The organism is Streptomyces sp. NPDC007983 (assembly GCF_042958345.1).
GTDB lineage: Bacteria > Actinomycetota > Actinomycetes > Streptomycetales > Streptomycetaceae > Streptomyces.
This window is the reverse complement of sequence record NZ_JBIBJI010000011.1, coordinates 233,249-256,815: the sequence shown is the minus strand read 5'-3', so window position 1 is coordinate 256,815 and position 23,567 is coordinate 233,249. Positions and strand designations below refer to the sequence as shown.

General features: G+C 72.4%; 21 protein-coding genes. 13 read left to right on the top strand and 8 right to left on the bottom strand.

Annotated elements, in window-relative coordinates:
• Positions 1-45: 45 nt before the first annotated feature.
• From ACFZCY_RS30240 to ACFZCY_RS30225, 4 genes are read left to right on the top strand one after another with little or no spacing between them, the layout of a single operon-like run.
• On the top strand, positions 46-1,101 hold the full coding sequence (locus tag ACFZCY_RS30240; RefSeq protein ID WP_391180180.1) for an NAD(+)/NADH kinase: 1,056 nt from the start codon (positions 46-48) through the stop codon (positions 1,099-1,101).
• Positions 1,102-1,130: 29 nt separating this feature from the next.
• Positions 1,131-1,745, top strand: a complete 615-nt coding sequence (locus tag ACFZCY_RS30235; RefSeq protein ID WP_391180214.1) for a 2Fe-2S iron-sulfur cluster-binding protein — start codon at positions 1,131-1,133, stop codon at positions 1,743-1,745.
• A complete protein-coding gene (locus ACFZCY_RS30230) occupies positions 1,742-2,737 on the top strand; it encodes an FAD binding domain-containing protein (RefSeq protein WP_391180178.1) in 996 nt (331 codons plus the stop codon). The genes ACFZCY_RS30235 and ACFZCY_RS30230 overlap by 4 nt, the downstream gene beginning before the upstream one ends.
• Positions 2,734-4,833 (top strand): molybdopterin cofactor-binding domain-containing protein, encoded by a 2,100-nt coding sequence (locus ACFZCY_RS30225; protein ID WP_391180175.1) that lies wholly within the window; start codon positions 2,734-2,736, stop codon positions 4,831-4,833. The genes ACFZCY_RS30230 and ACFZCY_RS30225 overlap by 4 nt, the downstream gene beginning before the upstream one ends.
• 119 nt (positions 4,834-4,952) lie before the next feature.
• On the opposite strand, the gene ACFZCY_RS30220 is transcribed toward ACFZCY_RS30225, so the two are convergent.
• Positions 4,953-6,107, bottom strand: coding sequence for an alpha-lytic protease prodomain-containing protein (locus ACFZCY_RS30220; protein ID WP_391180172.1), 1,155 nt, complete (start codon positions 6,105-6,107; stop codon positions 4,953-4,955).
• Between the two features lie 236 nt (positions 6,108-6,343).
• On the opposite strand from ACFZCY_RS30220, the gene ACFZCY_RS30215 reads away from it, so the two are divergent.
• Entirely contained in the window at positions 6,344-6,589 is a 246-nt protein-coding gene (locus ACFZCY_RS30215) for a hypothetical protein (RefSeq protein ID WP_391180170.1), read from the top strand.
• 17 nt (positions 6,590-6,606) lie between these two features.
• Complete coding sequence (locus ACFZCY_RS30210; protein WP_391180167.1) at positions 6,607-6,975, top strand: hypothetical protein; 369 nt, start codon at positions 6,607-6,609, stop codon at positions 6,973-6,975.
• On the opposite strand, the gene ACFZCY_RS30205 is transcribed toward ACFZCY_RS30210, so the two are convergent.
• From ACFZCY_RS30205 to ACFZCY_RS30195, 3 genes are all read right to left on the bottom strand, one after another.
• Positions 6,976-8,076 carry an acyltransferase family protein gene (locus ACFZCY_RS30205; protein ID WP_391180164.1) on the bottom strand — a complete coding sequence of 367 codons (1,101 nt, stop codon included), beginning with the start codon at positions 8,074-8,076 and terminating at the stop codon, positions 6,976-6,978.
• Positions 8,077-8,245: 169 nt separating this feature from the next.
• Positions 8,246-8,956 (bottom strand): dihydroxyacetone kinase subunit DhaL, encoded by a 711-nt coding sequence (dhaL, locus tag ACFZCY_RS30200; RefSeq protein ID WP_391180161.1) that lies wholly within the window; start codon positions 8,954-8,956, stop codon positions 8,246-8,248.
• A 34-nt stretch (positions 8,957-8,990) separates the two neighbouring features.
• The gene (locus ACFZCY_RS30195) at positions 8,991-9,989 is read right to left on the bottom strand and encodes a dihydroxyacetone kinase subunit DhaK (protein ID WP_391180158.1); all 999 of its coding nucleotides are present in this window, start codon (positions 9,987-9,989) and stop codon (positions 8,991-8,993) included.
• A 234-nt stretch (positions 9,990-10,223) separates the two neighbouring features.
• On the opposite strand from ACFZCY_RS30195, the gene ACFZCY_RS30190 reads away from it, so the two are divergent.
• Positions 10,224-11,228, top strand: coding sequence for a 1-aminocyclopropane-1-carboxylate deaminase (locus tag ACFZCY_RS30190; RefSeq protein ID WP_391180155.1), 1,005 nt, complete (start codon positions 10,224-10,226; stop codon positions 11,226-11,228).
• Between the two features lie 101 nt (positions 11,229-11,329).
• Complete coding sequence (locus ACFZCY_RS30185; protein WP_391180153.1) at positions 11,330-12,106, top strand: SDR family NAD(P)-dependent oxidoreductase; 777 nt, start codon at positions 11,330-11,332, stop codon at positions 12,104-12,106.
• Between the two features lie 32 nt (positions 12,107-12,138).
• On the opposite strand, the gene ACFZCY_RS30180 is transcribed toward ACFZCY_RS30185, so the two are convergent.
• Positions 12,139-12,462: a plasmid stabilization protein gene (locus ACFZCY_RS30180; protein WP_391180152.1), complete on the bottom strand. Its 324-nt coding sequence runs from the start codon at positions 12,460-12,462 to the stop codon at positions 12,139-12,141.
• Between the two features lie 224 nt (positions 12,463-12,686).
• Here ACFZCY_RS30180 and ACFZCY_RS30175 point away from each other — a divergent pair, with 224 nt between their 5' ends.
• Positions 12,687-14,702, top strand: coding sequence for a spermidine synthase (locus ACFZCY_RS30175; RefSeq protein WP_391180149.1), 2,016 nt, complete (start codon positions 12,687-12,689; stop codon positions 14,700-14,702).
• Positions 14,703-14,777: 75 nt separating this feature from the next.
• Here the strand turns inward: ACFZCY_RS30175 and ACFZCY_RS30170 are convergent, their stop codons facing one another.
• The gene (locus ACFZCY_RS30170; protein WP_391180146.1) at positions 14,778-15,830 is read right to left on the bottom strand and encodes a hypothetical protein; all 1,053 of its coding nucleotides are present in this window, start codon (positions 15,828-15,830) and stop codon (positions 14,778-14,780) included.
• Between the two features lie 89 nt (positions 15,831-15,919).
• Positions 15,920-16,885: an NAD(P)-dependent oxidoreductase gene (locus ACFZCY_RS30165; protein ID WP_391180143.1), complete on the bottom strand. Its 966-nt coding sequence runs from the start codon at positions 16,883-16,885 to the stop codon at positions 15,920-15,922.
• A 475-nt stretch (positions 16,886-17,360) separates the two neighbouring features.
• Here ACFZCY_RS30165 and ACFZCY_RS30160 point away from each other — a divergent pair, with 475 nt between their 5' ends.
• The 4 genes from ACFZCY_RS30160 to ACFZCY_RS30145 all read left to right on the top strand — a co-directional run bounded on the left by ACFZCY_RS30160 (position 17,361) and on the right by ACFZCY_RS30145 (position 22,594).
• The gene (locus tag ACFZCY_RS30160; RefSeq protein ID WP_391180141.1) at positions 17,361-18,734 is read left to right on the top strand and encodes an MFS transporter; all 1,374 of its coding nucleotides are present in this window, start codon (positions 17,361-17,363) and stop codon (positions 18,732-18,734) included.
• Between the two features lie 20 nt (positions 18,735-18,754).
• Positions 18,755-19,420, top strand: coding sequence for an HAD-IA family hydrolase (locus tag ACFZCY_RS30155; RefSeq protein ID WP_391180138.1), 666 nt, complete (start codon positions 18,755-18,757; stop codon positions 19,418-19,420).
• Positions 19,421-19,459: 39 nt separating this feature from the next.
• Complete coding sequence (locus ACFZCY_RS30150) at positions 19,460-20,842, top strand: FAD-dependent oxidoreductase (RefSeq protein ID WP_391180136.1); 1,383 nt, start codon at positions 19,460-19,462, stop codon at positions 20,840-20,842.
• Between the two features lie 150 nt (positions 20,843-20,992).
• A complete protein-coding gene (locus ACFZCY_RS30145; protein ID WP_391180133.1) occupies positions 20,993-22,594 on the top strand; it encodes a PucR family transcriptional regulator ligand-binding domain-containing protein in 1,602 nt (533 codons plus the stop codon).
• Here the strand turns inward: ACFZCY_RS30145 and ACFZCY_RS30140 are convergent.
• Entirely contained in the window at positions 22,581-23,546 is a 966-nt protein-coding gene (locus ACFZCY_RS30140) for an NAD(P)-dependent oxidoreductase (protein ID WP_391180130.1), read from the bottom strand. The genes ACFZCY_RS30145 and ACFZCY_RS30140 overlap by 14 nt on opposite strands.
• Positions 23,547-23,567 lie beyond the last annotated feature (21 nt).

Here is a 23,567-nt window from a genome sequence, read left to right as displayed (position 1 = left end):
GCTGCCGGGCGCCGCGCGCCGGGGCGCTCTACGGTGGGGAGGAGGATGCCTGTCAACCGGCTCGGCCTGGTCGTCCACCAGGCCCGCCCCGCCGCCGTCGCGGCGGCCCGTGCCGCGCACTCCTGGGCCGCCGCGCGGGACATCTCCTGCACCGAGATCGACGTGTGGCGCGGGGATCATCCCCGGCGCAGCGCGCGGGAGGAGTCCGCCTCGGCCGGGCATCCCGATCTGATCGTCACCTTCGGCGGTGACGGCACGTTCCTGCGCGGGGCCCGCATCGCCGTCACGGACGGTGCCGCGGCGCTGGGGGTGAACGTGGGCCGGGTCGGCTTCCTCACCGAGATCACCCCCGACGACCTGCGGCCTGCCCTGGACGCCGTGCAGGCGGGCCGCACCACGATCGAGGAGCGCATGATGCTCACGCTGCGCGCGTCGCGCCCGCTGGACATGCCCGCCGGGATGGACGCGCTGCTGCGGTACGGACGCGGGCCGATGCTGCCCGCGCCGAAGATCCGGCCCGGCAGTCCCGAAGAGGTCGGCTGGGGCGTCGCACTGGACGTGACCGCTCTCAACGACGTGGTGTTCGAGAAGCTGGCCCGCGACCGCCAGGCCGGACTGGCGGTCTATGTGTCCGGGCAGTTGCTCGCCTCGTACTCGGCCGACGCCATCATCGTGGCCACCCCCACCGGCTCCACCGCCTACAGCTTCGCCGCGGGCGGCCCGGTCGTCTCCCCGCACATGGACGCGGTCGTCTTCACCCCCGTCGCCCCGCACATCGCCTTCGACCGCACCGTGGTGGCCGCGGTGGACGAGGCCGTCGCGATCCGGGTGCTGCCGCACTCCGGGCGGGTGGCGGTCTCCATCGACGGGCAGCTGCGCGGGGTGCTGGAGCCGGGCGACTGGGTGGCGGCGTACCGGGCCCCGGCCCGGCTGCGGCTGGTACGGATGCGGCCCGCCGAGTTCTACCACCGGCTGCGCGACCGCTTCCGGCTCGCCGACTCGCCCGCCGCCGACCAGGCCCCGCCGTTCTACCGGCCCCGCAGCCCGGTCCCCGACGACCTCGCCCATCTGCGGCTGCCCCCGCCACCGGACGCCGGGTGACCGGGCCCGCGCGGTGGCGCGCGGTGAAGATGCGGGCCCCTGAACGCGGTGTCATGGTGAGGGTTGTGACAGCTCAGAGGTTTCACACCGATCTCACGCTGCGTGTCAACGGCACCGACCGACCCCTCACCCTCGACAACCGGGTGACCCTGCTGGACGCCCTGCGCGAACACCTCGCGCTGACCGGCACCAAGAAGGGCTGCGACCACGGCCAGTGCGGCGCCTGCACGGTCCTCGTCGACGGCGAACGGGTGAACAGCTGCCTGGTGTTCGCCGTGACCGCCGCCGGCCACGACATCACCACCATCGAGGGGGTCGCCGACCTCGCCGCCACGGAGGATCTGCACCCGCTCCAGCAGGCGTTCCTGGAACACGACGGCTTCCAGTGCGGCTACTGCACCCCGGGCCAGATCTGCTCGGCCATCGGCGCGCTCGCCGAGGCGGCCCGCGGCTGGCCCAGCCACGTCACCGAGGACGTGGCCGCCGGTGTCCGCGCGCCCGACGCCCTGGACGACGACGAGATCCGGGAGCGGATGAGCGGCAACCTGTGCCGCTGCGGGGCGTATCGCGGCATCGTGGACGCCATCCGGGAGGCCGCCGGGGCGGACGGCGAGGGCGTGCCGGTCCGGGGCGGTGTGCGATGAAGCCCTTCGCGTATCAGCGCGCCACCCGCCCCGAGGCCGCCGCCTCCCTCGTCGCGGACTCCACCGAGGCGGTGTACCTGGCCGGGGGCACCAACCTGGTCGACCTGATGAAGCTCGGCGTCACCGAGCCCGCCATGGTCGTCGACATCACCGGCCTGCCGTACGACCGCATCGAGCACCGGCCCGACGGCGGGGTGCTCATCGGGGCCCTGGTGCCGGGCAGCCGGCTCTCCGGCGACCTCGGCATCCGGACACGCTTCCCGGCCCTCGCGCAGGCGCTGCTGGCCGGGGCCTCCGGACAGCTTCGGACCCGCGCGACCACCGGCGGCAATCTGCTCCAGCGCACCCGCTGCGTGTACTTCCAGGACATCACCAAGCCCTGCAACAAGCGGTCCCCGGGCACGGGCTGTTCGGCCATCCAGGGCAGCCATCGCGACCTCGCCGTGATCGGCACCTCCGACGCCTGCGTGGCCACCAACCCCTCCGACATGGCGGTGGCCCTGGCCGCGCTCGACGCCGTCGTCCATCTGCGGCGCGCCGACGGCGGCCCGCGCACCGTGCCGCTCGCCGACTTCTATCTTCTGCCCGGCGACACCCCGCACCGGGAGACGGTGCTCCAGCCCGGCGACCTCATCACCGGCGTCGAGCTGCCCCCGCCCCCGCCCGGCGCCATGCGCTACCGCAAGGTGCGCGACCGCTGGTCCTACGCGTTCGCCGTGGTGTCCCTCGCCGCCGTGGCCGACACCGACGGCCAGGGAGCGCTGCGGGAGATCCGGCTCGCGCTCGGCGGTGTGGCGCCCAAGCCGTGGCGCGCGCACACGGCCGAGCGGCTGCTGACCGGGCAGCGGCCGACCGAGAACGCGCTGCGCACCGCGGCCCTGGCCGAATTCGCCTCGGCGCGCCCGCTGCCGGACAACGCCTTCAAGATCGGCCTCGCCGCGGACCTCATCACGGCCACCGTGCGCGACCTCGTTGCAGGGGAGGGGCGATGACCACCCTCGAACGGACCGTGGGCGCCGAGGTGACCCGGATCGAAGGACGCGAGAAGGTCACCGGCACCGCGCTCTACGCGTACGAGTACCCCGTACCGGACGCCCTGTACGCCGTGGCGGTGCAGTCCACCATCGCCCGCGGCCGGGTGCGCTCCGTCGACGCCGGGGCCGCGTCGGCCCTCCCCGGGGTCGTCGCCGTGCTGGACAGCGGCAGTGTGCCGCGGCTGCACCCGACCGACGACCCGGAGCTGTCCGTCCTGCAGTCCGCCGAGGTCGCCTACCGCGGGCAGATCGTGGCGGCCGTGGTCGCGGACAGCTATGAGACGGCGCGCCAGGCCGCGGCCGCGGTACGCGTCGGCTACGCGGAGGAGCCGCACGACGTCGAACTGCGCGACGGCGATCCGCACATCTTCGTCCCCGAGACCGTCAACGCCGGATACGTGGGCCGGACGGAGCAGGGAGACGTGGACACCGCCCTGGCCGCGGCGCCGGTCACCATCGACGCCACGTACACCACACCGCCCGAGCACACCTGCGCGATGGAGCCGCACGCCACCATCGCGGCCTGGGACGGCGACACGCTGACCCTCTACAACGGCGACCAGGGGCCCTGGGTGACGGCGAACACGCTCGCCGCCCTGTTCGGGCTCCCCGAGGGCGCCGTACGGATCGTGGCGGACCACGTGGGCGGCGGGTTCGGCTCCAAGGCGCTGCCCCGCCCGCCCACGGTGCTCGCCGCGCTGGCCGCGCGGGCGGTCGGCCGCCCGGTGAAGGTGGCGGCGACCCGGCAGCAGATGTTCACCATGGTCTCGTACCGGACCCCCACCGTGCAGCGGATCCGGCTGGGCGCCGAACGCGACGGCCGGCTCACCGCGATCTCGCACAACGCGCTCCAGCAGAGCTCCCGGCTCGCCCCCTACTGCGAGCAGACCGTCGTCGCCACCCGCATGATGTACGCGGCACCGCACCGCCGCACCATCCACCGCCTGGCACAGCTCGACGTGCCCACTCCGTCGTGGATGCGGGCGCCCGGCGAGTCCCCGGGGATGTACGCGCTGGAGAGCGCGATGGACGAGCTGGCGTACGCGCTGGACATGGACCCCATCGAGCTGAGGGTGGTCAACGAGCCGTCCGTGGACCCCGAGTCGGGGAACGCCTTCAGCAGCCGCAACCTGGTCGCCTGCCTGCGCGAGGGCGCGGCCCGGTTCGGCTGGGCGGGACGCGACCCCCGCCCCGGCCGCCGCCGCGAGGGCCGGTGGCTGGTGGGCACCGGCGTCGCGGCGGGCACCTACCCCGCCCACACCTGGCCCGCCACCGCGACCGCCCGCGCGGAGCCCGACGGGCGCTTCACCGTGAGGATCGCCGCCGTCGACATCGGCACCGGGGCCCGTACCGCGCTGACCCAGGTGGCCGCGGACGAACTCGGCGTGGCGCTGGACCGGGTCACCCTGGACATCGGCCGCAGCTCCTACGGCTCGGCCCCCTTCGCGGGCGGCTCCATGGGCACCAGCTCCTGGGGGTGGGCGGTGAGCAAGGTGTGCCGGGAGCTGGCCAAGCGGCTCGGCGAGCCGGCCGGCCAGATCCCGCCCGGCGGGCTGGAGGCGCACGCGGACACCACCGAGGACGTCCGGGCGCGGAAGGACCTCGCGCGCCACGCCTACGGCGCCCAGTTCGCGGAGGTGCGGGTGGACGCGGACACCGGGCAGGTACGGGTCGACCGGCTGCTGGGGATGTTCGCCGCCGGGCGCATCATCAACGCCCGTACGGCCCGCTCGCAGCTGCGCGGCGGCATGTGCATGGGGCTGTCGGCGGCGCTGTACGAAAACCTCGAACTCGACCCCGACTTCGGCGACTTCGCCAACCACGACCTCGCCACCTACCATGTGGCGGCCCACGCCGATGTGCGCGATGTCGAGGCGTACTGGATCGACGAGGAGGACGACCAGCTCAGCCCGATCGGCGCCAAGGGCGTCGGGGAGCTGGGCATCGTCGGGACGGCCGCTGCCGTCGCCAACGCCGTCCACCATGCGACGGGGGTACGGGTGCGCGACCTGCCGATCACCCTGGAGCGGGTGCGCAGCGACCGGACGCTGTGACCCGGCACACCAAGGGACCTGACACACTGGAGGGGGCTGAAAACGCCCCCGCCCGGGTGTCCCGCGGTAACGGCGCGGGACACCCGGAGCGTGAGGGCCGGATGCGGGGCGGTATCGCCTTACTGGGCCGCGCCGCCACCGGCTCCGGCGTCACCGATCGTGGCGCCGACCGCCTCCAGCGCGGTGGTCACCGGCTGGAAGAACGTCTCACCGCCCGAGGTGCAGTCGCCACTGCCGCCGGAGGTCAGGCCGATGGCCTTGCCGTCCTCGGTGAAGAGGGAGCCGCCGCTGTCGCCGGGCTCGGCGCAGACATCGGTCTGGATGAGCCCGCTGACCGAGCCCTCGGCGTAGTTCACGGTCGCGTTGAGACCGGTGACCGAGCCGCCGTTCAGCCCGGTGGTGCTGCCCATGCGCTGCACCTCCTGGCCCACCGACGCCTCGGCCGCCTCGGTGATGTTCACCGTCTTGCCGTCGCCGGTGTTGACCGTGCTCGGGGCATCGGTGGCGGCGTCGTCGTACGTGGCGAGCGCGAAGTCACCGGTGCCGGGGAAGGTGGCGTCCTTGACCGTGGCGACCGGGGCGCCGTCCTGCGTCTCCGACCACTCCTCGGCCGCGACACCGCAGTGGCCGGCGGTCAGGAAGCCCGGGTCGCCGCTGTCGGTGGTGACGTTGAAGCCCAGGGAGCAGCGCGAACCGCCGCCGAAGATGGCGTCACCGCCCGCGGCGAAGGTCTTGAACGTGCCCGCGGAGCGCTTGACGTCGGCCATGTCCGCGCCCAGCGACTTGACGGTGGACTGGAGGGTGTCCCACTTCGCGCCCTTGACGGTGCTGTCCGCCGTGACCTGGAGCTTGTTGGTCTTGGGGTTGATGGCCCAGGCGGTGCCCGCCATGGTGGCCTTCTCCTTCAGCGTCGCCTCGGCGGCCTTCAGCGACTTCATGCTGTTCTTGGCGTCCTTGGCGACGGCCCCGGCGCTCTTGACCGCGGCGACATCGACATTGTTGTTGTCGCCGATGACATTGACGATGACCTGCTGCTGGTCCTTGTCGTACCAGGCACCGCCGAACGCCTCGCCCAGACTCGACGCGAGCTGCGAGATCACGTCCGAAGCGGACTCGGAGTTGAACGCCTTGGGCTTGGCGTCGAGGGCCTCGGACTTCTTGTCCTGCGAGGCGTTGGCGTTGGGCAGCAGAATGGCCGCGCCCGCTACGGCGGCGGCCGCGGCGGCCCCGATGACGATCTTTGTTTTGGGGGCGCGCTTGTGACTCCGGCTCAACTTGTGACCTCCTGTGGGGGCGCACGGGGTCGTACGCAGGGGACGGGGTTCGCTACGGAGGTTCATACGCATGGGCCGCTGGTTGTGTTCAGACCAATTCCGCCGACGCGCGGTGACGGGGCTCACACCTTTCGACGTGGGGCGGCAATGCCTGCATTGGTGTCCGTATGCGGGGTACCGGCCGTCCTGTGTCCCTTTCCGTCCACGGGACCCGCCGTAAGAGAGAGGAGCGAACCGTGAGTGACGAGCGACCGGAGGCCCCCGGGGAACACGCTCCCGCCATCCCCAGGGACCTGCCCGACCAGCAGGCGCAGGGCGGTCCGGACCCGCTGGACATCACCGGCGGCACACCGGACTCCACTCCGCCCCACCGCCCGGAAGACGTCCCCGACCTGGACGAACCCGGCACCCGTCGGCGCGGGAAGCCGCACAGCGGAGGCGTGCACCCCGAGCAGCCGGTGCCCGACGAGCCCTCCGGATGAAGAGGAAGGTAATGACGATGGCCAGTCAGGAACGCTCCGCCACTCAGGTCGTGGTAGCCCTCAACGGACACTCCAAGGAGGACGCCGACACCGTGTTCGGCGTGCTCCACGCCTGCTACCCCTCCGGCCCGGCCTCCGACGCCCCGCCGCGCGAGGAGGCCGACGGGCACCCCACGGTGTGGAGCGCGACCTTCGAGGTGGCCGGTGTGCGGCAGGAGCCCACCCCCACCCCCTTGGGGGCGCCCCTCACCGCCGATCTCCAGGGCGGCCCCCGCCAGGTGGAACAGCTGCGCGACGTCCTGGCCACCGCCTTCGTCGTACGCGACGAGGGCCGGATGGCCGGTGACCAGGAGCGTGAACTGCACCTGCGGCTGGAGAGCCGCTGACTACGCCGAGTTCTCCGCGCGCCGGGTGCCGGACTTCTCGTACCCGGCGCGCCGGAACGCCCACTCCATGCGTGGCTCGACCACCGCGCGGAAGACCCGCCGCACCGGCGCCGTGCACAGCAGCGTGATCATGGTGACGGCCGCGGCGGTCACCGCCAGCTCGCCCAGCGGGGTGTGCAGCCACGGGTGGTCGTACCACCCGCCGAAGCGGGACGACTTGATGATGAAGCCGTGCAGCAGATAGCCGTACATCGTCCCCGCGCCGAGCACCGTGAACCAGGTGCGCCGCCCCGGCACCCAGGCCAGGAAGCAGGCCGTCAGCACCAGCGCCCCCACGAAGAGGATGGGCGTGGAGAGCAGCCCGGCCCACTCCGGCACGCCGTCCAGGGCCGCGACGCTCTTGCGGTGGTAGAACCACTCCGAGTTGAACCACGGCGCCACCACGTACGCCGTGATCAGCGCCACGATCCCGACCGGCAGCGCGATCCACCGCGCCCGCCAGGTGCGCAGCCGGGCGAAGTGTTCCGGGCGGAGAGTGAGCCCGAGTACGAAGAACGGCAGGAACGCCAGGGTCCGCTGGAGCGACAGATCGCCGCCGGTCTCCGGTGAGAGCGAGCCGAGCGCGGCCACGGCCAGCGCGACCGGCACCGGATGGCGCAGGGCCAGCCACAGCGGGGTGGTGATCCGCCAGATGAACAGCGCGACCAGGAACCACATCACGTACCACGGGTCGAGCAGGCTGAGCGGTTCGTCCGGGTTGTCCAGTACCCAGCGGGAGAAGAGGGTGTACGCGGCCTCGAAGACGACGTACGGCACGACCACACCGGTCACCAGCCGCCGCAGCCGCTTGGGCGCCATGTCGAAGCTGCGGGAGAAGTAGCCCGATATCAGCGCGAAGGCGGGCATGTGGAACGCGTACACCAGCAGGTAGATCGCCATGGAGGCCCGGCTGCCGTACGTCAGTGGTTCCCATGCGTGGCCGCAGGCCACCAGCACGATGGTGAGGTACTTCGCGTTGTCGAAGTACGCGTCGCGGCCCTTGCCCGGCGCCGCGCCCTCACTCCGGGCCGGTCGTTCCGCCGTGGGGCGCGGGGTTGTCACACGGGTGGGGGTGTCCTGGTGCACTGCTTCTCCCGGTCACCTTCGATCGAGCCAGCGAGGTTTCCTTTTCGCCTGCCCGACGTGGCCCCGCTCATGACCGTTCACGTTAGTGGCGAATGACACCCCACATTCGCGGAACTGTCCGGATTCGATGAAGATCCCTAAAGGCTCAGTATTCGGCGCCCCGGTGCTCCGGAAGTCTGCTAACAGTGGTCAGCTCGCCATCGGCGGAGGCGAACAGCAGCGCCACGGCCAGGGCGCCCGGGTCGGGGACGCCGACGGAGTGGTCCCCGGTGTAACTGGCCCGCCCGCGCCGGGCCCGCAGATAGGCGGTGGCCCGCGCGCCGCGATGGGCGGCCACCGCGGCGAGCCGCAGCGAGCGGGCCGGGTCGGCGGTCGACGGGCAGTCGGCGAGCGCCTTCGCGGCCGGGAGAAGGGCGTCGATCATGGTCTTGTCGCCGACCTCGGCCTCCCCGACCCGCTGGATCGCGGCCGTCCCGGCGGCGACCCCGGCGGCCAGTTCGCCGGTGCCGGGCGGGGTGGGGGCGGCCGCGGCGACCGCGGCGGCCAACTCCTGGAAGAGCAGGCCGAACAGCGGGCCGCTGGTGCCGCCGACCTCGTCGAGGAAGACCCGGGCGGCGGCGGCGAGCGGCGTCACCGCGGTGTCCTCGCCGACCGTCGGGGTGGCCGACAGGCCGTCCAGGGCGCGCCGCACCCCGTCCATCCCGGTGGCGAGGTTGGTGCCGAAGTCACCGTCGCCCGCCTGCTGGTCGAGGGCGGTCAGCTCGGGCTCGACGGACCGTACGGTGGCGGCGAAACGCGTCAGCCAGGCGGTGACGGTGGCGCGGGTCAGGGACCGCGGGGCGGGGTTCATGGACATGGTGCGGGGGCTCCTTGCTGCGGGCGGGCGGGGGTCACAGGGGCCAGGCCGCGGTACGGGCGGGGGCGTCCCACAGCCGCAGCACCTCGTCGTCGGTGGCGAGCAGGGACAGCGAGAAGCCACGCATGTCGAGGGCGCTGACGAAGGTGCCGGTCAGGGACCGGTCGAGGGCGGTGCCCCGGGCGTCGAGGGCCTTGGCGAGGATGTGATGGATCCCGTACAGCTCCAGGGAGGTGACCGATCCCAGGCCGTTGACCAGCGCGAGCACCCGCGGCCGGGGGCCGTGGGGGAGCGCGGCCAGCAGCCGGTCCGTCATGGTTTCGACCAGCTTGCTGAGCGGCGCGTGCGGCACGGTCTTGTCGGCGCGCTCCCCGTGGATGCCGACGCCGAACTCCAGCACGTCCTCGGGCAGGTCGAAGGCCGGGGTCCCGGAGGCGGGGGTGGTGTGCGCGGCGGAGGCGACGGCGAGGCTGCGGGAGCGGCGGGTCAGATCGACGCCGAGCGCCACGAGCTCGTCCAGGCCGCGTCCCTCGTCGGCGGCGGCGCCGAGGATCTTCTCGACGATCAGGGTGGCGCCGGTGCCGCGCCGGCCGACGGCGATCTCGTCGGAGTCGGTGGCGAGGTCGTCGTCGACCAGCACCCGCTCGCAGCGGATGCCCTCGTGGTGGAGGCGTTCGGCGGCGATGCCGAAGTTGATGCGGTCACCCGTGTAGTTCTTGACCAGATGCAGTACGCCGTCGTCCCCGGCGACGGCGCGACTGGCCTCGAAGATCTGCCGGTTGTGCGGCGAGGCGAAGATCCGGCCGGGGCAGGCGGCGTCCAGCATCCCGGCGCCGACGAACCCGGCGTGCAGCGGCTCATGGCCGGACCCGCCGCCGGAGACCAGCCCGACCCGGCGGGCGGGCGAGGTGGCACGGGCGCGAAAGTACCCGTGGCCGGGGTGGTGTTCGACGAGGGCGGCGTGGGCGGTGGCGAAACCGGCGTGCGCGTCGGGGACCAGTGATTCGGACGAGTCGGCGAAATACAGCGGCATGGTCGCGGCTCCCCTGGAGGAGTGGGACGGACAGGGGCACTCGCACCGATGGTCCGCCGCGACCCGTGGACTAGTCGCGCCGACCGACCCCGAACGGCGTACACGCATAGGCCGGTCGTGCGACGGGGTAGGGCTGCCCACTGACCACCGCCAACCCACCGACACCCATCCGGCACCCACCACGGCACACACTCCACCGCACGACACGCACACCCCGGCCCCAAGGAGCCCGTCATGTCCCTCGACGACTTCGACCGCCATCCCCTGCTGTTCGGCCCCAGCCCCGTCCACCCCCTCGACCGCCTCAGCGACCACCTGGGAGGGCCCCGCATCTGGGCCAAGCGCGAGGACTGCAACAGCGGGCTGGCCTTCGGCGGCAACAAGACCCGCAAGCTGGAATACCTGGTGCCCGACGCGCTGCGGCAGGGCGCCGACACGCTGGTGAGCATCGGCGGAGTGCAGTCCAACCACACCCGCCAGGTCGCCGCCGTGGCGGCCCGGCTGGGGCTGAAGGCCGTCCTGGTGCAGGAGAGCTGGGTGGACTGGCCCGACGCCGTCAACGACAAGGTCGGCAACATCCTGCTGTCCCGCATCATGGGGGCGCGGGTCCAGCTGGTCGACGCCGGATTCGGCATCGGGTTCAAGGACAGCTGGACCCACGCCCTGGACGAGGTGCGCGCCGCGGGAGGCACGCCGTACCCGATCCCGGCCGGGGCCTCCGACCACCCGCTGGGCGGGCTGGGCTTCGCCAACTGGGCGTACGAGGTCGAGCGGCAGGAGCGCGAGCTGGGCGTGTTCTTCGACACCATCGTGGTGTGCAGCGTCACCGGCTCCACCCAGGCCGGGATGATCGCGGGCTTCGCGGGCCAGGACCGCCCCCGCCGGGTGCTGGGCATCGACGGCTCCGCGAAAGCGGCCGAGACCCACGCCCAGGTGGAGAAGATCGCGCGGAACACCGCCGAGCTGATCGGCCTCGGCCGGGAGCTGCGCGACGAGGAGATCACCCTGCTGGAGGGCTGGGCCGGAGACGCCTACGGCGTCCCGGTGGACTCCACCCTCGACGCCATCCGCCTCACCGGTGGTCTGGAGGGCGTGATCCTCGACCCGGTCTACGAGGGCAAGTCCATGGCCGGGCTCATCGATCTCGTACGCGACGGCGAGATCCCCAAGGACTCCACGGTGCTGTACGCCCACCTCGGCGGCCAGCCCGCGCTCAACGCGTACAGCGGCGCCTTCTAGCGGCCTCGCCACCCAGGGAGGTACGGCGGCGGGTGGTCAACCGCCGCCGAGCGGGTACCCGGGCCTGTGGACCACTCGCAGGACCACGAGGAGCACAGGTGATGGACACGAACACCGGTGACGGTGGCGCCCCGCTGACCGGATGCGTGGCGCTGGTGACCGGCGCCTCCAGCGGCATCGGGGCGGCCACCGCCCGCCTGCTGGCCCGGCAGGGCGCCGATGTCGCGCTGGTCGCCCGCCGTACCGACCGGCTGGAGGAGCTGTCCTCCGGCATCCGGGACCTCGGCCGCGCCTGTGTGCCGCTGACCGCCGATCTGCGGGACGCGGCCCGGGCGCGGCGTTGCGTCGACGAGGCGGCTGAGCGGTTCGGGCGGCTGGACGTGCTGGTGAACAGCGCCGGGTTCGTGGCGGCCGCCGGGGTCGAGGAGAGCGACCCCGAGAACTGGGAGCGCATGGTCGACCTCAATCTGAAGGCCGTCCTGCACACCTCGCAGCAGGCGCTGCCGCATCTGCTGCGCGCGGCGGCGGAGGGCCCGCGCCAGGTCGCCGACCTGGTGACCATCAGCTCGGTCGCGGGCCGGATCGCGCGCCCGCGCAACAGCGTCTATTCGGCGACCAAGCACGCGGTCGGCGCGTTCAGCGAGGCGCTGCGCCAGGAAGTGACGGGGCGCGCCGTGCGGGTGGGGCTGGTCGAGCCCGGCATGACCACCACCGAGATGACCGACAACCCCACGACCGGGGCCGTCGCCCGCGGGATGCCACGAGAGGACTGGCTGCACGCCGAGGACATCGCCCGCTCCATCGGCTTCATGGTCACCCAGCCCGCGCACGCCGCCGTCAACGAGATCCTGGTGCGCCCCACGGCCCAGGAACACTGACCCGTCAGTGTCCCCGGGCCGGTTTCCCCGGTCTACTTCCCCAGGGCCTTCTTCAGCTGGGACTTGTTCATCTGGGACCGGCCCTCGATGTTCCGGCGCTTGGCCTCGGCGTAGAGCTGGTCCCGCGTGGGGCCCTGCGCCCCGGTGTGCGACCGTTTGCCGCCGCGCCGCGAGGACGACATGTCCTGGGTGGAGGTGCGGCTCGCGCTCCGGGCCTCCCCGGAGCGGGCGCGCTCCTTGTTGACCGTACGGGCGGCCATCTCCTTGGCCCGGCGCTCGCTCGCGCCGCGCTCTTCCGCGCTCTCCTTGATGTGTTCGTACTGTCTCTCCCGCTTGGAGCTCGATCCCCTGGGCATGGTGTGCACCTTCTCTCCAGAGACCAGCACTACAGAGACAAGCACCACCATTTTCGCTCCGGACACCCGGCTCGCAACAGCGCTGCTGCCGCCCGCCGGAAGTGATTGGGCCCATCAGGTGAGATGTGCTCCGGGGGCGGTCGGACCGCCCTGCTGGTGCTCGACCTGCCCCGCCTCGGATGACAGCGTGGGCCGACATGGAGCACAGCCCTGGACCGCAAAACGTGCGCGCGAGGCTGCTGCTGGCCAGCGCCACCATGCTCTTCGTCGAGCTGGCGCTGATCCGGTGGACCGGCGCCAATATCGTCCATCTGAGCTATTTCTCGAACTTCATCCTCCTGGGCTCGTTCCTCGGAATCGGCCTCGGATTCCTCCTCCCCGCCGGGCGCGGGCAGTGGCTCACCCGCTGGGCGCCCATCCCGCTGGCCGTCCTGGTCGTCCTGGTCCGGGAGTTTCCCGTCCAGGTGCGGCAGTCCAGCGGCGAGGTCATCTACTTCACCGCCGTGAAGACCACCGGTCTGCCGCAGTGGGTCACCCTGCCCGTGCTGTTCGGGCTGACCGCGCTCATCATGGCGGCGATCGGCAAGATGACGGCCGACCAGTTCCGGCGGCTGCCGTCGCTGGAGGCGTACCGCTACGACCTGCTCGGCTCCCTGACCGGCTCGGTGTCCTTCGCGCTGCTGTCCTGGCTGCGCGCCCCGTCGGTGGTGTGGGGTGTGCTCGCGGCGCTGGCGATGCTGGTGCTGGGCGGGCGGCGCAACACCGTCCGGTACACGATTCCGCTGACCGTGATGGTGGTGGTGCTGGCCCTGGAGTCGGTGGCGAACGGCATCTCCTGGTCGCCGTACTACAAGATCGAGGTCAAGCGGTCGGTCTCGAAGGCCCGCGACTACAACATCGCCGCCAACGGTGTTCCGCACCAGTCCATCGCCCCGCTGAAGGCGCTGACGAAGCCCGGCTCACCGTACGAGCAGCCCTACCGCGAGACTCCGCGCAACTCCCACCGCCGGGTGCTGGTCATCGGCGCGGGCAACGGCAACGACGTCGCCCTCGCCCTCGCCCACAGGGCCCGCCGGGTGGACGCCGTGGAGATCGACCCGAGGCTGCAGGAGATCGGCGCGTCCCTGCACCCGGCCCGGCCGTACGACAACCCCCGGGTGCACGTCCACATCAACGACGGGCGGGCCTTCCTGGAGCAGACCACCGCCCGCTACGACCTGATCGTCCTGGCGCTGCCGGACTCCCTGACCCTGGTGTCCGGGGCCAGCAACCTGCGCCTGGAGAGCTATCTGTTCACCCGGCAGGCGTTCGAGGCGGCCCATCGCCATCTGGCGCCCGGCGGCGCGTTCGCCATGTACAACTACTACCGGCAGAACTGGCTCATCGACCGCTTCGCCGGCACCCTCACCTCCGTCTTCGGACACGCCCCCTGCATCACCCACTACGGCAACAAGCGGGCCGCGGTCCTCGTCGCGGGCACCACCCCGGCGGCCCAGTCCTGCGGTGCCACGTGGAAGGCGTCCGGGGCGGTGCCGAAGGCCGCGAGCGACGACCACCCGTTCCCGTATCTGCTGCACCGCACCATTCCCTCCCTCTACCTCGGGGTGCTGGGCGCGATCCTGCTGGTGACCCTGGCGTCGGTGCGGCTGACCGGGGTACGGCTGCGGCGGACCTTCGGTTACGCCGACATGTTTTTGCTCGGTGCCGCCTTCATGCTGCTCGAAACCAAGAACGTGATCGGCTTCGCGCTGTACTTCGGCACCACCTGGCTGGTCAACGCCATGGTGTTCGCCGGTGTGCTGCTGGCCGTCCTGTGCGCGGTCGAGGTACGGCGGCGCATCCGCAAGCTCAACCAGCTCGCGCTGCAGGTCCTGCTGTTCGCGTCGCTGGCCGTCTCCTGGCTCATTCCGGCGCATCTGGTGCTCGGGCTGCCCTTCGCGGGGCGGCTCGCCGCCGCGATCGCGCTGGCCTTCGCGCCCATCTTCTGCGCCAACCTCATCTTCTCCGACCGGCTGGCGGTGGCCTCCGACCCCACGGCGGCCTTCGGCGCCAACCTGCTCGGCTCGCTGGTCGGCGGCACCCTCGAATACCTCGCGCTGGTCACCGGCTACCAGGCCCTGCTGCTGGTGGTGGCGGTGCTGTACGCGGGTGCCTGCGTCCTGATGCGCTTCACCCGGCCCGGCGCGGGCGAGCGCGCCGAACACGAACCGGTCAGCGTCGTCACCGCGCCACGGACCTGACCCCGGCACCGTCACGCGACACCAGGCCGTCCCCGGTTCCGTCCGTTTCACGGACCGGGGGCGGCCTCCCGCGTGTCACTCGAACATCACGTAGTCCGGCCGCGGCCGCAGGGCCAGCACCTCCTTCGGCGTCATCAGCCGGCTGACCTCGGCGTCCTCCTCGTAGAAGAGCTTGAAACCGGTGCGCAGGCCCTCCGGCTGGTCCTTGACCAGCTGCCGCCAGGTGTCCCGCTTCATGCCCGGCGAGCCGATGCCGTCCGCGCTCTTGATCATGACGACGCCGGGCTGCTGGCGCAGCGCGGACTGGTCGCGGACCACGGACACCGCCACCTGGTGGAAGACCAGGGGCTTCTCCGGCAGATCGTGTTCCTCCACGATCCCGGACAGATAGCGCGCCACGTCGGTCAGCTCCTGCCCGCTGGTGTGGCCGTAGGTGTCGCCCGGTGTCTCTCCCGGGCCCATGTCCCACTCGGGGTCCAGCGCTATGCCCACATCGGGCTCGACCAGCCACTTGCGCAGCGCCTTGACCTCGTCCAGCGCGGCGGCCCGGCCCGGCTGGATGTTGAGCAGCAGCATCGCGTCATGGCGCCGGGCAGAGGTGTGGAAGCGGCGGATGGTGTCCTCCGGGACACGGGTGCGATAGGTGCCGTCCGATCCCGCGGAACTGTTGGTCACGGTCGCGAGCAGTTCGAGGACCGGCAGCGGCTCCCGGTCGGCGGCGTAGTCGCGCGCGGTCTTCTCGATCTCCTTGACCCGCTGGTTCAGGTCGCCGGTACCGAGCCGGCCGAGTGCGGCGGCGCCGGGCAGTCCGCAGTAGCCCACCAGGCGGTACCGGGACAGATCCCGGCCGCCGCGCGGGAGTTCGGGCCGCCGCTTGCTCGGCCGCGGCGACGGCGAGGCCCGGTTGTCCGAGCCCGCGGCCGAGGTCTCGCGGCCCTCGGAGGGCGTGGGGCTCCTGGCGGGCTTGGCCCAGTCGGTGTTCTGCTCGCCGCAGCCGGTGAGCAGACCCAGACCGGCCGCCGCCGTCACCGAGAGCAGCCCCCGCCGGGTCGGCGGGGCACCCTGCCCTCTGGTGTTCTCCCGGATCCGCTCGGCGCCGGTGCCCTGACCTGGTGTCGTGTGCGCCACGTTCTCTCCGTCCGCGAGGCGAATGGTTTTTCCTCGTCCTCTGCGGCTTTCCGGCGGGAGCGACGATGAAACGGAGCGGTGGTCACCACTTACCTGACGTAACCCAGCTCCTTGTCGACCACATTGCGCAGCGGGCGGCCCTCGGCCCTGCGGACCAGGTTGTCCAGGAACAGCTCGGCCAGGTCGTCGCGCCACCGGGTCACCTCACCCGCGGTGTGCGGGGAGACGATGACCCCCGGCAGCTCCCACAGCGGGGAGGCGGCGGGCAGCGGCTCCCGGGCGAACACGTCCAGCGCGGCACCGGCCAGCCTGCCGCCGGACAGGGCGTCGACGAGTGCCGGTTCGTCCACCAGCTGACCGCGCCCCACGTTGACCAGCCGGGCGCCGGGCTTCATGGCCGCCAGCACCGAGGCGTCCACCATGCCGTGGGTGGCCGGGGTGAGCGGGGCGGCCAGCACCACGTAATCGGCCTCGCCCAGCCCGGCGCACAGGGTCGCCGGGCCGTGCACGGTGCCGAAGTCGGGGTCTTCCGCGCGGGGGGTGCGGCCCGCGCCGCTCACCCGCATGCCGACCGCGCGCAGCAGCCGGGCGACGGCCCGGCCGATGGACCCGGTGCCCCAGACCAGCACGGCGCGGCCGCCGACGCGCTCGCTGTCGCGCGGCCGCCACTGGCGGCCGCGCTGGTGGTCCCACATGCCGGGGAAGTCCTTGGCGAGGGACAGGATCAGCCCGAGGACGTATTCGGCGATGGGCTGGTCGTACACCCCGCGCGAGTTGGTGAGCACCACATCCGGGTTGCCGGTCAGCGCGGGAAACAGATACGGGTCCACCCCCGCGGCGGCCACATGCACCCAGCGGGGGGCCTTCGCGGGATCGCCGGGCCACGCGGCGGCGACGGCCGGGCTCAGCGGCCACCAGGCGAGCAGGGCGCCCGCGCCGGGGAGGACCGCCGGCAGCTCCTCCTCGGTCGCGTACACGGTCCGCACCAGCGACTCGATCCGCTCCCGGTTGTACGGCAGGTGGTCGTTGTACAGGACGATCAGCCGGTCACCCACGGCCGCCTCCCGACGGCTCGATCAGGCCGCCCGGGGGCTCACACCGGAGTGTCATGACGGTTCTCCCGAGGTCAGGAAGGGTGCGGAACGGATTCCCACACCCTGACCGCACCCGCGCGGAGGGGCAACGGGCACAGTGTCCGCTCCGGCGGGCCGTTGTGGACGCTGTGTCCCTCGCCCCGCCACGCTCCGGGACCAAAGTCCTGCGCAGCCCCGGTGCGGACCGGGCGTACACAGTGTCCACCACAGGCCGGGCGATGGAACAGGATGGCCGTTGACGGTGCTGGGCGGCTGAACCATGGTGAGGGCCATCCATCCGCCCGTCATCTGCCCGTCCCCGGCAGCACACCCCGCGGCCCCCGCCGCGCACCGCACGAATGCTTGACGCCCGATGCCGCCCCGCGTGCCGCATCGCCCAGCGCCCTCAGCGCCCCCTCAGCGCCTCAGTGTCTCCTCGTCCCCAGGAGTCTCAAGCATGTCTTTGTCCCGCCCTTCGCACCCCGCCGAAGAAACCCCCACAAGAGCCCGGAGCCTCGACGAAGCCCCCGTCACCGGCTTCCACCGCAGGATGGTCGCCGTCGCCATGGGCGGACCGTTCTGCGACGGCTATCTGCTGGGCATCATGGGCGTCGCCCTCAGCCTGATCACCCCGGCGCTCAGCCTGGACACCATGTGGGAGGGGCTGATCGCCGCCTCCGTCCTGGTCGGCGTCTTCATCGGAGGTGTGGTCTTCGGACCGATCACCGACCGGGTCGGCCGCCATCTGATGTACGTGCTCAACCTGATGACCTTCGTGGTCTTCTCGGCCCTGCAGTTCTTCGTCACCGAGGCGTGGCAGCTGCTGGTGCTGCGGCTGCTGATCGGCATCGCGATCGGCGCCGACTACCCGATCGCGTCGGCCCTGACCACCGAGCTGGTGCCGCGCAAGATACGCGGCCCGGCCCTGTCCGGCCTGGTCCTCGCCTGGTGGGTCGGCTACGGCGTCAGCTACTGGGTCGGCTGGCTGCTGCTGGGCACCGGCGACGACGCCTGGCGCTGGATGCTGGCCTCCGGCGCGGTCCCCGCCGTGATCTTCATGTTCTTCCGCACCGGAGTGCCCGAATCGCCCCGCTGGCTGGCCTCCCGCGGCCGGGTGGAGGAGGCCAAGGAGGTCGTGCGCCGCCATCTCCGTCAGGAGGTCAGCACCGAGGAACTGCTCGCCGAGAGCGGCCGGCCGCAGCGTGGCGGCTCGGGCCTGGGCAACCTGGTGGAGATCTTCCGCCGCGGCTACGCGGTCCCGGCCCTGTTCTGTTCGGTGTTCTGGATCTGTCAGGTGGCGCCCGCCTTCGCCGTACGCTCCTTCCAGCCGCAGATGCTGGAGTCGTTCGGGGTGGGCAGCACCTTCGGCGCCAGCGCGCTCATCACCACGATCGCGGTGGCGGGCACGGCGGTCGGGCTGCTCGTGGTCAACCGGATCGGCCGGCGGCCGCTGCTCGTCGGCAGCTTCGCCTGCATCAACGTCTGCCTCATCGCCCTGATCGTGCTGCCCCTGCACTACGCGTTCCTGGTGGTCGCCCTCTTCGCCGGGTTCCAGTTCTTCGAGGCCGCGGGCAGCGGACTGCAGTTCGTCTACCCGAGCGAGCTGTTCCCCACCGACCTGCGCGCCACCGGCGTCGGCGTCGCCACCGCCATGAGCCGGGTCGGCTCCGCCTCCAGCACCTTCCTGCTCCCCATGCTCACCACCGACTTCGGTGTCCGCGGCACCCTCGCGATGGGCGTGGGCATCACCCTCATCGGCCTCGTGGCCTGCATCGTCCTCGCTCCCGAGACCAAGGACCTGGGCCTGGCGGAAGCCAGCCGCCGCGCCTGAACCCCCGAAAGGAAACCTCCATGCGCAAGCTCGTCTCCTTCGACTGCTACCGCACCCTCATCAACTTCGACACCCAGAGCGCCACCCACGAGATCGTCAAGGACCGGCTCGCCGAGTACGGCGTCGACCCCAAGCAGTTCCACCACGACGCGTACGTGATGCGCTTCCAGGGCGTCGTGGACCACTACCGCCCGTACCGGGAGACCGTCCGCCGCACCCTGCACAACGTCATGCTGCTGCACGGCCTGCCCTACCGCGACGAGGACGGCGAGGCACTGATCGAGGCCATCAAGCGGTTCAAGCCGTTCCGCGAGGTCCCCGACGCGCTGCGCCGCCTCAAGGGCGAATACGACATCGCCATCCTCTCCAACAGCGAGGACGACCTGATCACCTACGCCGTCGACGAGCTGGGCGTGGAGTGGGACTACGTCCTCACCGCCGAGCAGGCGGGCGCGTTCAAGCCGCTGCCGCAGGCCTTCGAATACCTCATGAAGGCCACCGGGCGCGGACCGGAGGACATCATCCACACCGCCCAGGGCTGGGAGTACGACATCATGCCCACCAAGCGGTACGAGGGCATGCGGCGGATCTGGGTCAACCGGTACGGCTTCCCCGGTTCGGCCGCCTACCAGCCGTACGAGGAGATCAAGGACCTGTCCGAGCTGCCCGGCCTGCTCGGCGTCTGACCCGGCTCCCGGCCGTCCCCCACACCGCGAGAGGACCCCATGTCCGCCACCACGGCACCGGTCAACGGGCGCGTCGCCCACTGGTTCGCCGAACTGCCCGCCCCCCGCCCGGCGCTGCCCGGCGACCGCGACGCCGACGTGTGCGTCGTGGGCGCCGGAATGACCGGGCTGTGGACCGCCTACTACCTCAAGCAGGCCGACCCGTCGCTGCGGGTCACGGTCCTGGAAGCCGAATTCGCGGGCTTCGGAGCCTCCGGCCGCAACGGCGGCTGGGCCTCCGGCCTCATCCCCGGCGCCCGCGACCGGCTGGCCCGCGCTTACGGCCGCGGCGCCGTCCTCGACTGGCAGCGGGCCATGAACGAGGCCGTGGACGAGGTCATCGCCGTCGCCGCGCGCGAGGGCGTCGACGCCGACATCGTCAAGGGCGGCACCCTGCGCGTCGCCCGCACGCCCGCCCAGGCCACCCGGCTGCGGCACAAGATCGAGCAGGACCACGAGTGGGGTGTGCCGGAATCCGTCCTGCTCACCCCCGCGGAGTCCGCCCGGCACATCGCCATCGACGGGGTGACCGCCGGCGCGTACACCCCGCACTGTGCCCGGCTGCAGCCCGCCGCCCTGGTCCGGGGGCTCGCCGAGACGGTGGAACGGCTCGGCGTCACGATCTACGAGAAGTCCCCCGTCACCGCCATCGAGCCGGGCCGCGCGCTCACCGCACACGGCACGGTCCACGCCCCCGTGGTGCTCCGCGCGACCGAGGGCTTCACCGCCTCCCTCAAGGGGCTGCGGCGGGCCTGGCTCCCGATGAACAGCTCGATGATCGTCACCGAACCGCTGCCCGAAGAGATCTGGAAGGAGATCGGCTGGGAGGGCCGGGAGACCCTCGGCGACACCGCACACGGCCACATGTACGCTCAGCGCACCCCGGACGACCGGATCGCGATCGGCGGGCGCGGCGTGCCGTACCGCTTCGGCTCCCGCACCGACGACTCGGGCCGGGTCAGCGACCGTACGATCGGCCAGCTCACCCAGACCCTCCAGCGGATGCTGCCGCAGACCACCGGCGTCCGGGTCGACCACGCCTGGTGCGGGGTCCTCGCCGTACCCCGCGACTGGTCGGCCACCGTCGGCCTGGACCGGGCCACCGGCGTCGGCTGGGCGGGCGGCTACGTCGGCCACGGTGTCACCTCCACCAACCTGGCCGCCCGCACCCTCACCGACCTGGTGCTGAGGCGGGACACCCGGCTGACCCGGCTGCCCTGGACCGGGCACCGCCCGGGCACCTGGGAGCCGGAGCCGTTCCGCTGGCTCGGGGTGCGCGGACTGTACGTCGCCTACCGGCTGGCGGACCGGCACGAGGCGGGCGGCCGCACCCGTACCTCGCCCATCGCCACCGTCGCCGACCTCATCGCCCGCCGCCCCTGAGAGCCTGGCGACCCCGAGATCCTGGCGACCCAGAGACCCTGGCGGCCCTGAGATCCTGGAGTCCCGGTGCCCCGCCTCCCCGGGGGCCGCCGGGACGTCCCGGACATCCGCCCGCCACCGCGGGCACAGCGCAGGGAGGGAGCGGGCCGGATGGCATTGCTCACCGTCGCCGACGTACTGCGGCTGCCCGTGATCGCCGCGGGGCTGCCCCGGGTCATGGCCGGCGAGGACCGGCTGAACCGCCCCGTGCGATGGGTCCACGTCACCGAACTGCTGGACCCGGCGTCGTTCCTGGAGGGCGGCGAGCTGGTGCTCACCACCGGCATGCCCCAGCCCAACGATCCCACCCGGCTGCGCGGCTACGCCGACCAGCTCGCCGACGTCGGCGCGGCGGGGCTGGTCGTGGAGCTGGGCCGCCGCTACCAGCAGGTGCCCCCGGACCTGGTGGCCGCCTGCCGGGCCCGGGACCTGCCGCTGATCGTGCTCTCCCACGGCATCCGGTTCATCGAGGTCACCCAGACCGTCCACGCGCTGATCCTGGACGCCCAGGGCGAACTGCTGCGCCGCTCCCACCAGGTCCACGAACTCTTCACCGACCTGACCCTGCGCGGCGCCCGGCCCGAGGAGCTGGTCCAGGTCGCGGCCGACCTGATGGGACGGTCGGTGGTGCTGGAGAACCTGGTGCACCACGCCATGATCGTCTGCACGGCGGGCCCTCCCGGCGGCCAGATACTGGAGGCGTGGCAGCGCCGCTCCCGCGCCACGCCCACCCCCGACCACGCGGCGCCCAGCGGACCCGAGGGCTGGCTGGTGGCCACCGTCGAACACGACGGGCAGCGCTGGGGGCGCCTCGTCGCGCTGCCCGGCCAGACCGGCCCGGCCTCAGGGCCCGAGCACACCCTGATCCTCCGGCGCGCCGCCACCGCCCTCACCCTGGCCCGGATGACCGGCCACACCCAGTGGGACCGGCAGGCCCGCGCCTCGGCCCTGCTGGAGCTGCGGCACGCACAGCCCCTCGGCCGCACCGAGTCCCGCATCCGGGTCGAGGCCCTCGGCCTGCCGACCGTCGGCCACCTCTTCATCGCCCTGGCCATCGGCCACCGGGCCGACGCCGCCGACCGCGCCGACCTGGACAGCCGGGTCGGCGAGGACCTGCGCGGCGCCGGAATCCACGCCCTGGTCGGCAGGCTCTCCCCGGACCGCACCGGCGTCCTGCTCACCCTGCCGCTCGCCGCCGCGTGGCAGCCCGTCGTGGAGCGCATCGGCCGGGTCACCGAGGAGACGCTCGGCGAGGAAGCCGTCCTCGCGGTCGGCTCCGGCGTGACCGCGCTCGACCAGGTGGCGCGGTCGTTCCGGCAGGCCGAGGAGATCGCGGACGCCATCGGCCCGAGCACGCCCCGGCGGCCGTTCCACGTGTCCGCGGACCTCGGGCTGCCGGAACTGCTGTACACCCTGCGCGACGACGCCCGCGTCCAGAACTATGTGGAGCGGCAGCTGGGCCGGCTGATGCAGCACGACGAACGGCACGGCGGCGACCTGCTGGCCATCCTGCGCCAGTACCTCGACGCCGCGGGCAACAAATCGGTCGCCGCCAAACAGGCCGGACTGTCCCGGCAGGCCTTCTACCAGCGTCTGCACACCATCGAGCGGCTGGTCGGCGGCAACCTGGAGTCCGGCGCCGAGCGCTCGCGGCTCCACGTCGCCGTCATGGCCCTGGACACCCTGAACCCCGCGCCGCCTACGGCGTGGTGAGGACGCGGACCGGCTCTCCTCCGAGATAGGCGCGGATGTCCTCCACCGCGTCGCGGTAGTAGCCCTCGTAGTTGCGCCGGGTCACATAGCCCAGATGCGGGGTGCCGAGCAGATTCGGCAGCGTACGGAAAGGGTGCTCCGGACCCAGCGGCTCCTCGTCGAACACATCGACCCCCGCGCCCGCGATCCAGCCGCCCCGCAGGGCGTCCGCGAGCGCCGCCTGGTCCACGATGGCCGCGCGGGAGGTGTTCACGAGGTACGCCGTGGGACGCATCCGCCGCAGCTCCGGCTCCCCGAGCAGCCCCCGGGTGCGGTCGCCGAGCACCAGATGCACCGAGACCACATCGCTGGTCTCCAGCAACTCCTCCAGGGAGGAGACGAACCCGACGCCCTCCGCCGCCGCCCGCGTAGGTGTGAGGTTCTGGCTCCAGGCGGCCACGTCCATGCCGAACGCCTGGCCGATCCGCGCCACCTTGGTGCCGATCTTGCCCAGGCCCAGCAGGCCGAGCCGACGGCCGTGCAGATCCATGCCGACCGTGCTCTGCCACGGCCCGCCGTCCCGCAGCGCCGTGCTCTCCGTCACCAGGTGGCGGGCAAGACCGAGGATCAGCGCCCAGGTCAGCTCGACGGGCGGATCGGAGGAGCTGGCCGTGCCGCACACGGTGACCCCGTGCCGGGCGGCCGCCTCCAGATCGACGGACGCGTTGCGCATCCCGGTGGTGACGAGCAGCCTGAGCCGGGGCAGCCGGGCGAACAGCTCCGCGGGGAACGGGGTGCGCTCCCGCATGATGACCACGATCTCGCAGTCCCCGATCGCCTCGACCAGCGCCTCCCGGTCGGTGAAGTGGCGCTGGTGCGACACCACCTCCACCGCGTCCCGGACACCCGACCAGTCGGCCGAGGACAGGGCCACGTCCTGGAAGTCGTCGAGCACGGCGCAGCGCAGTTTCATCATTCCACCTCGGGCTCTTCC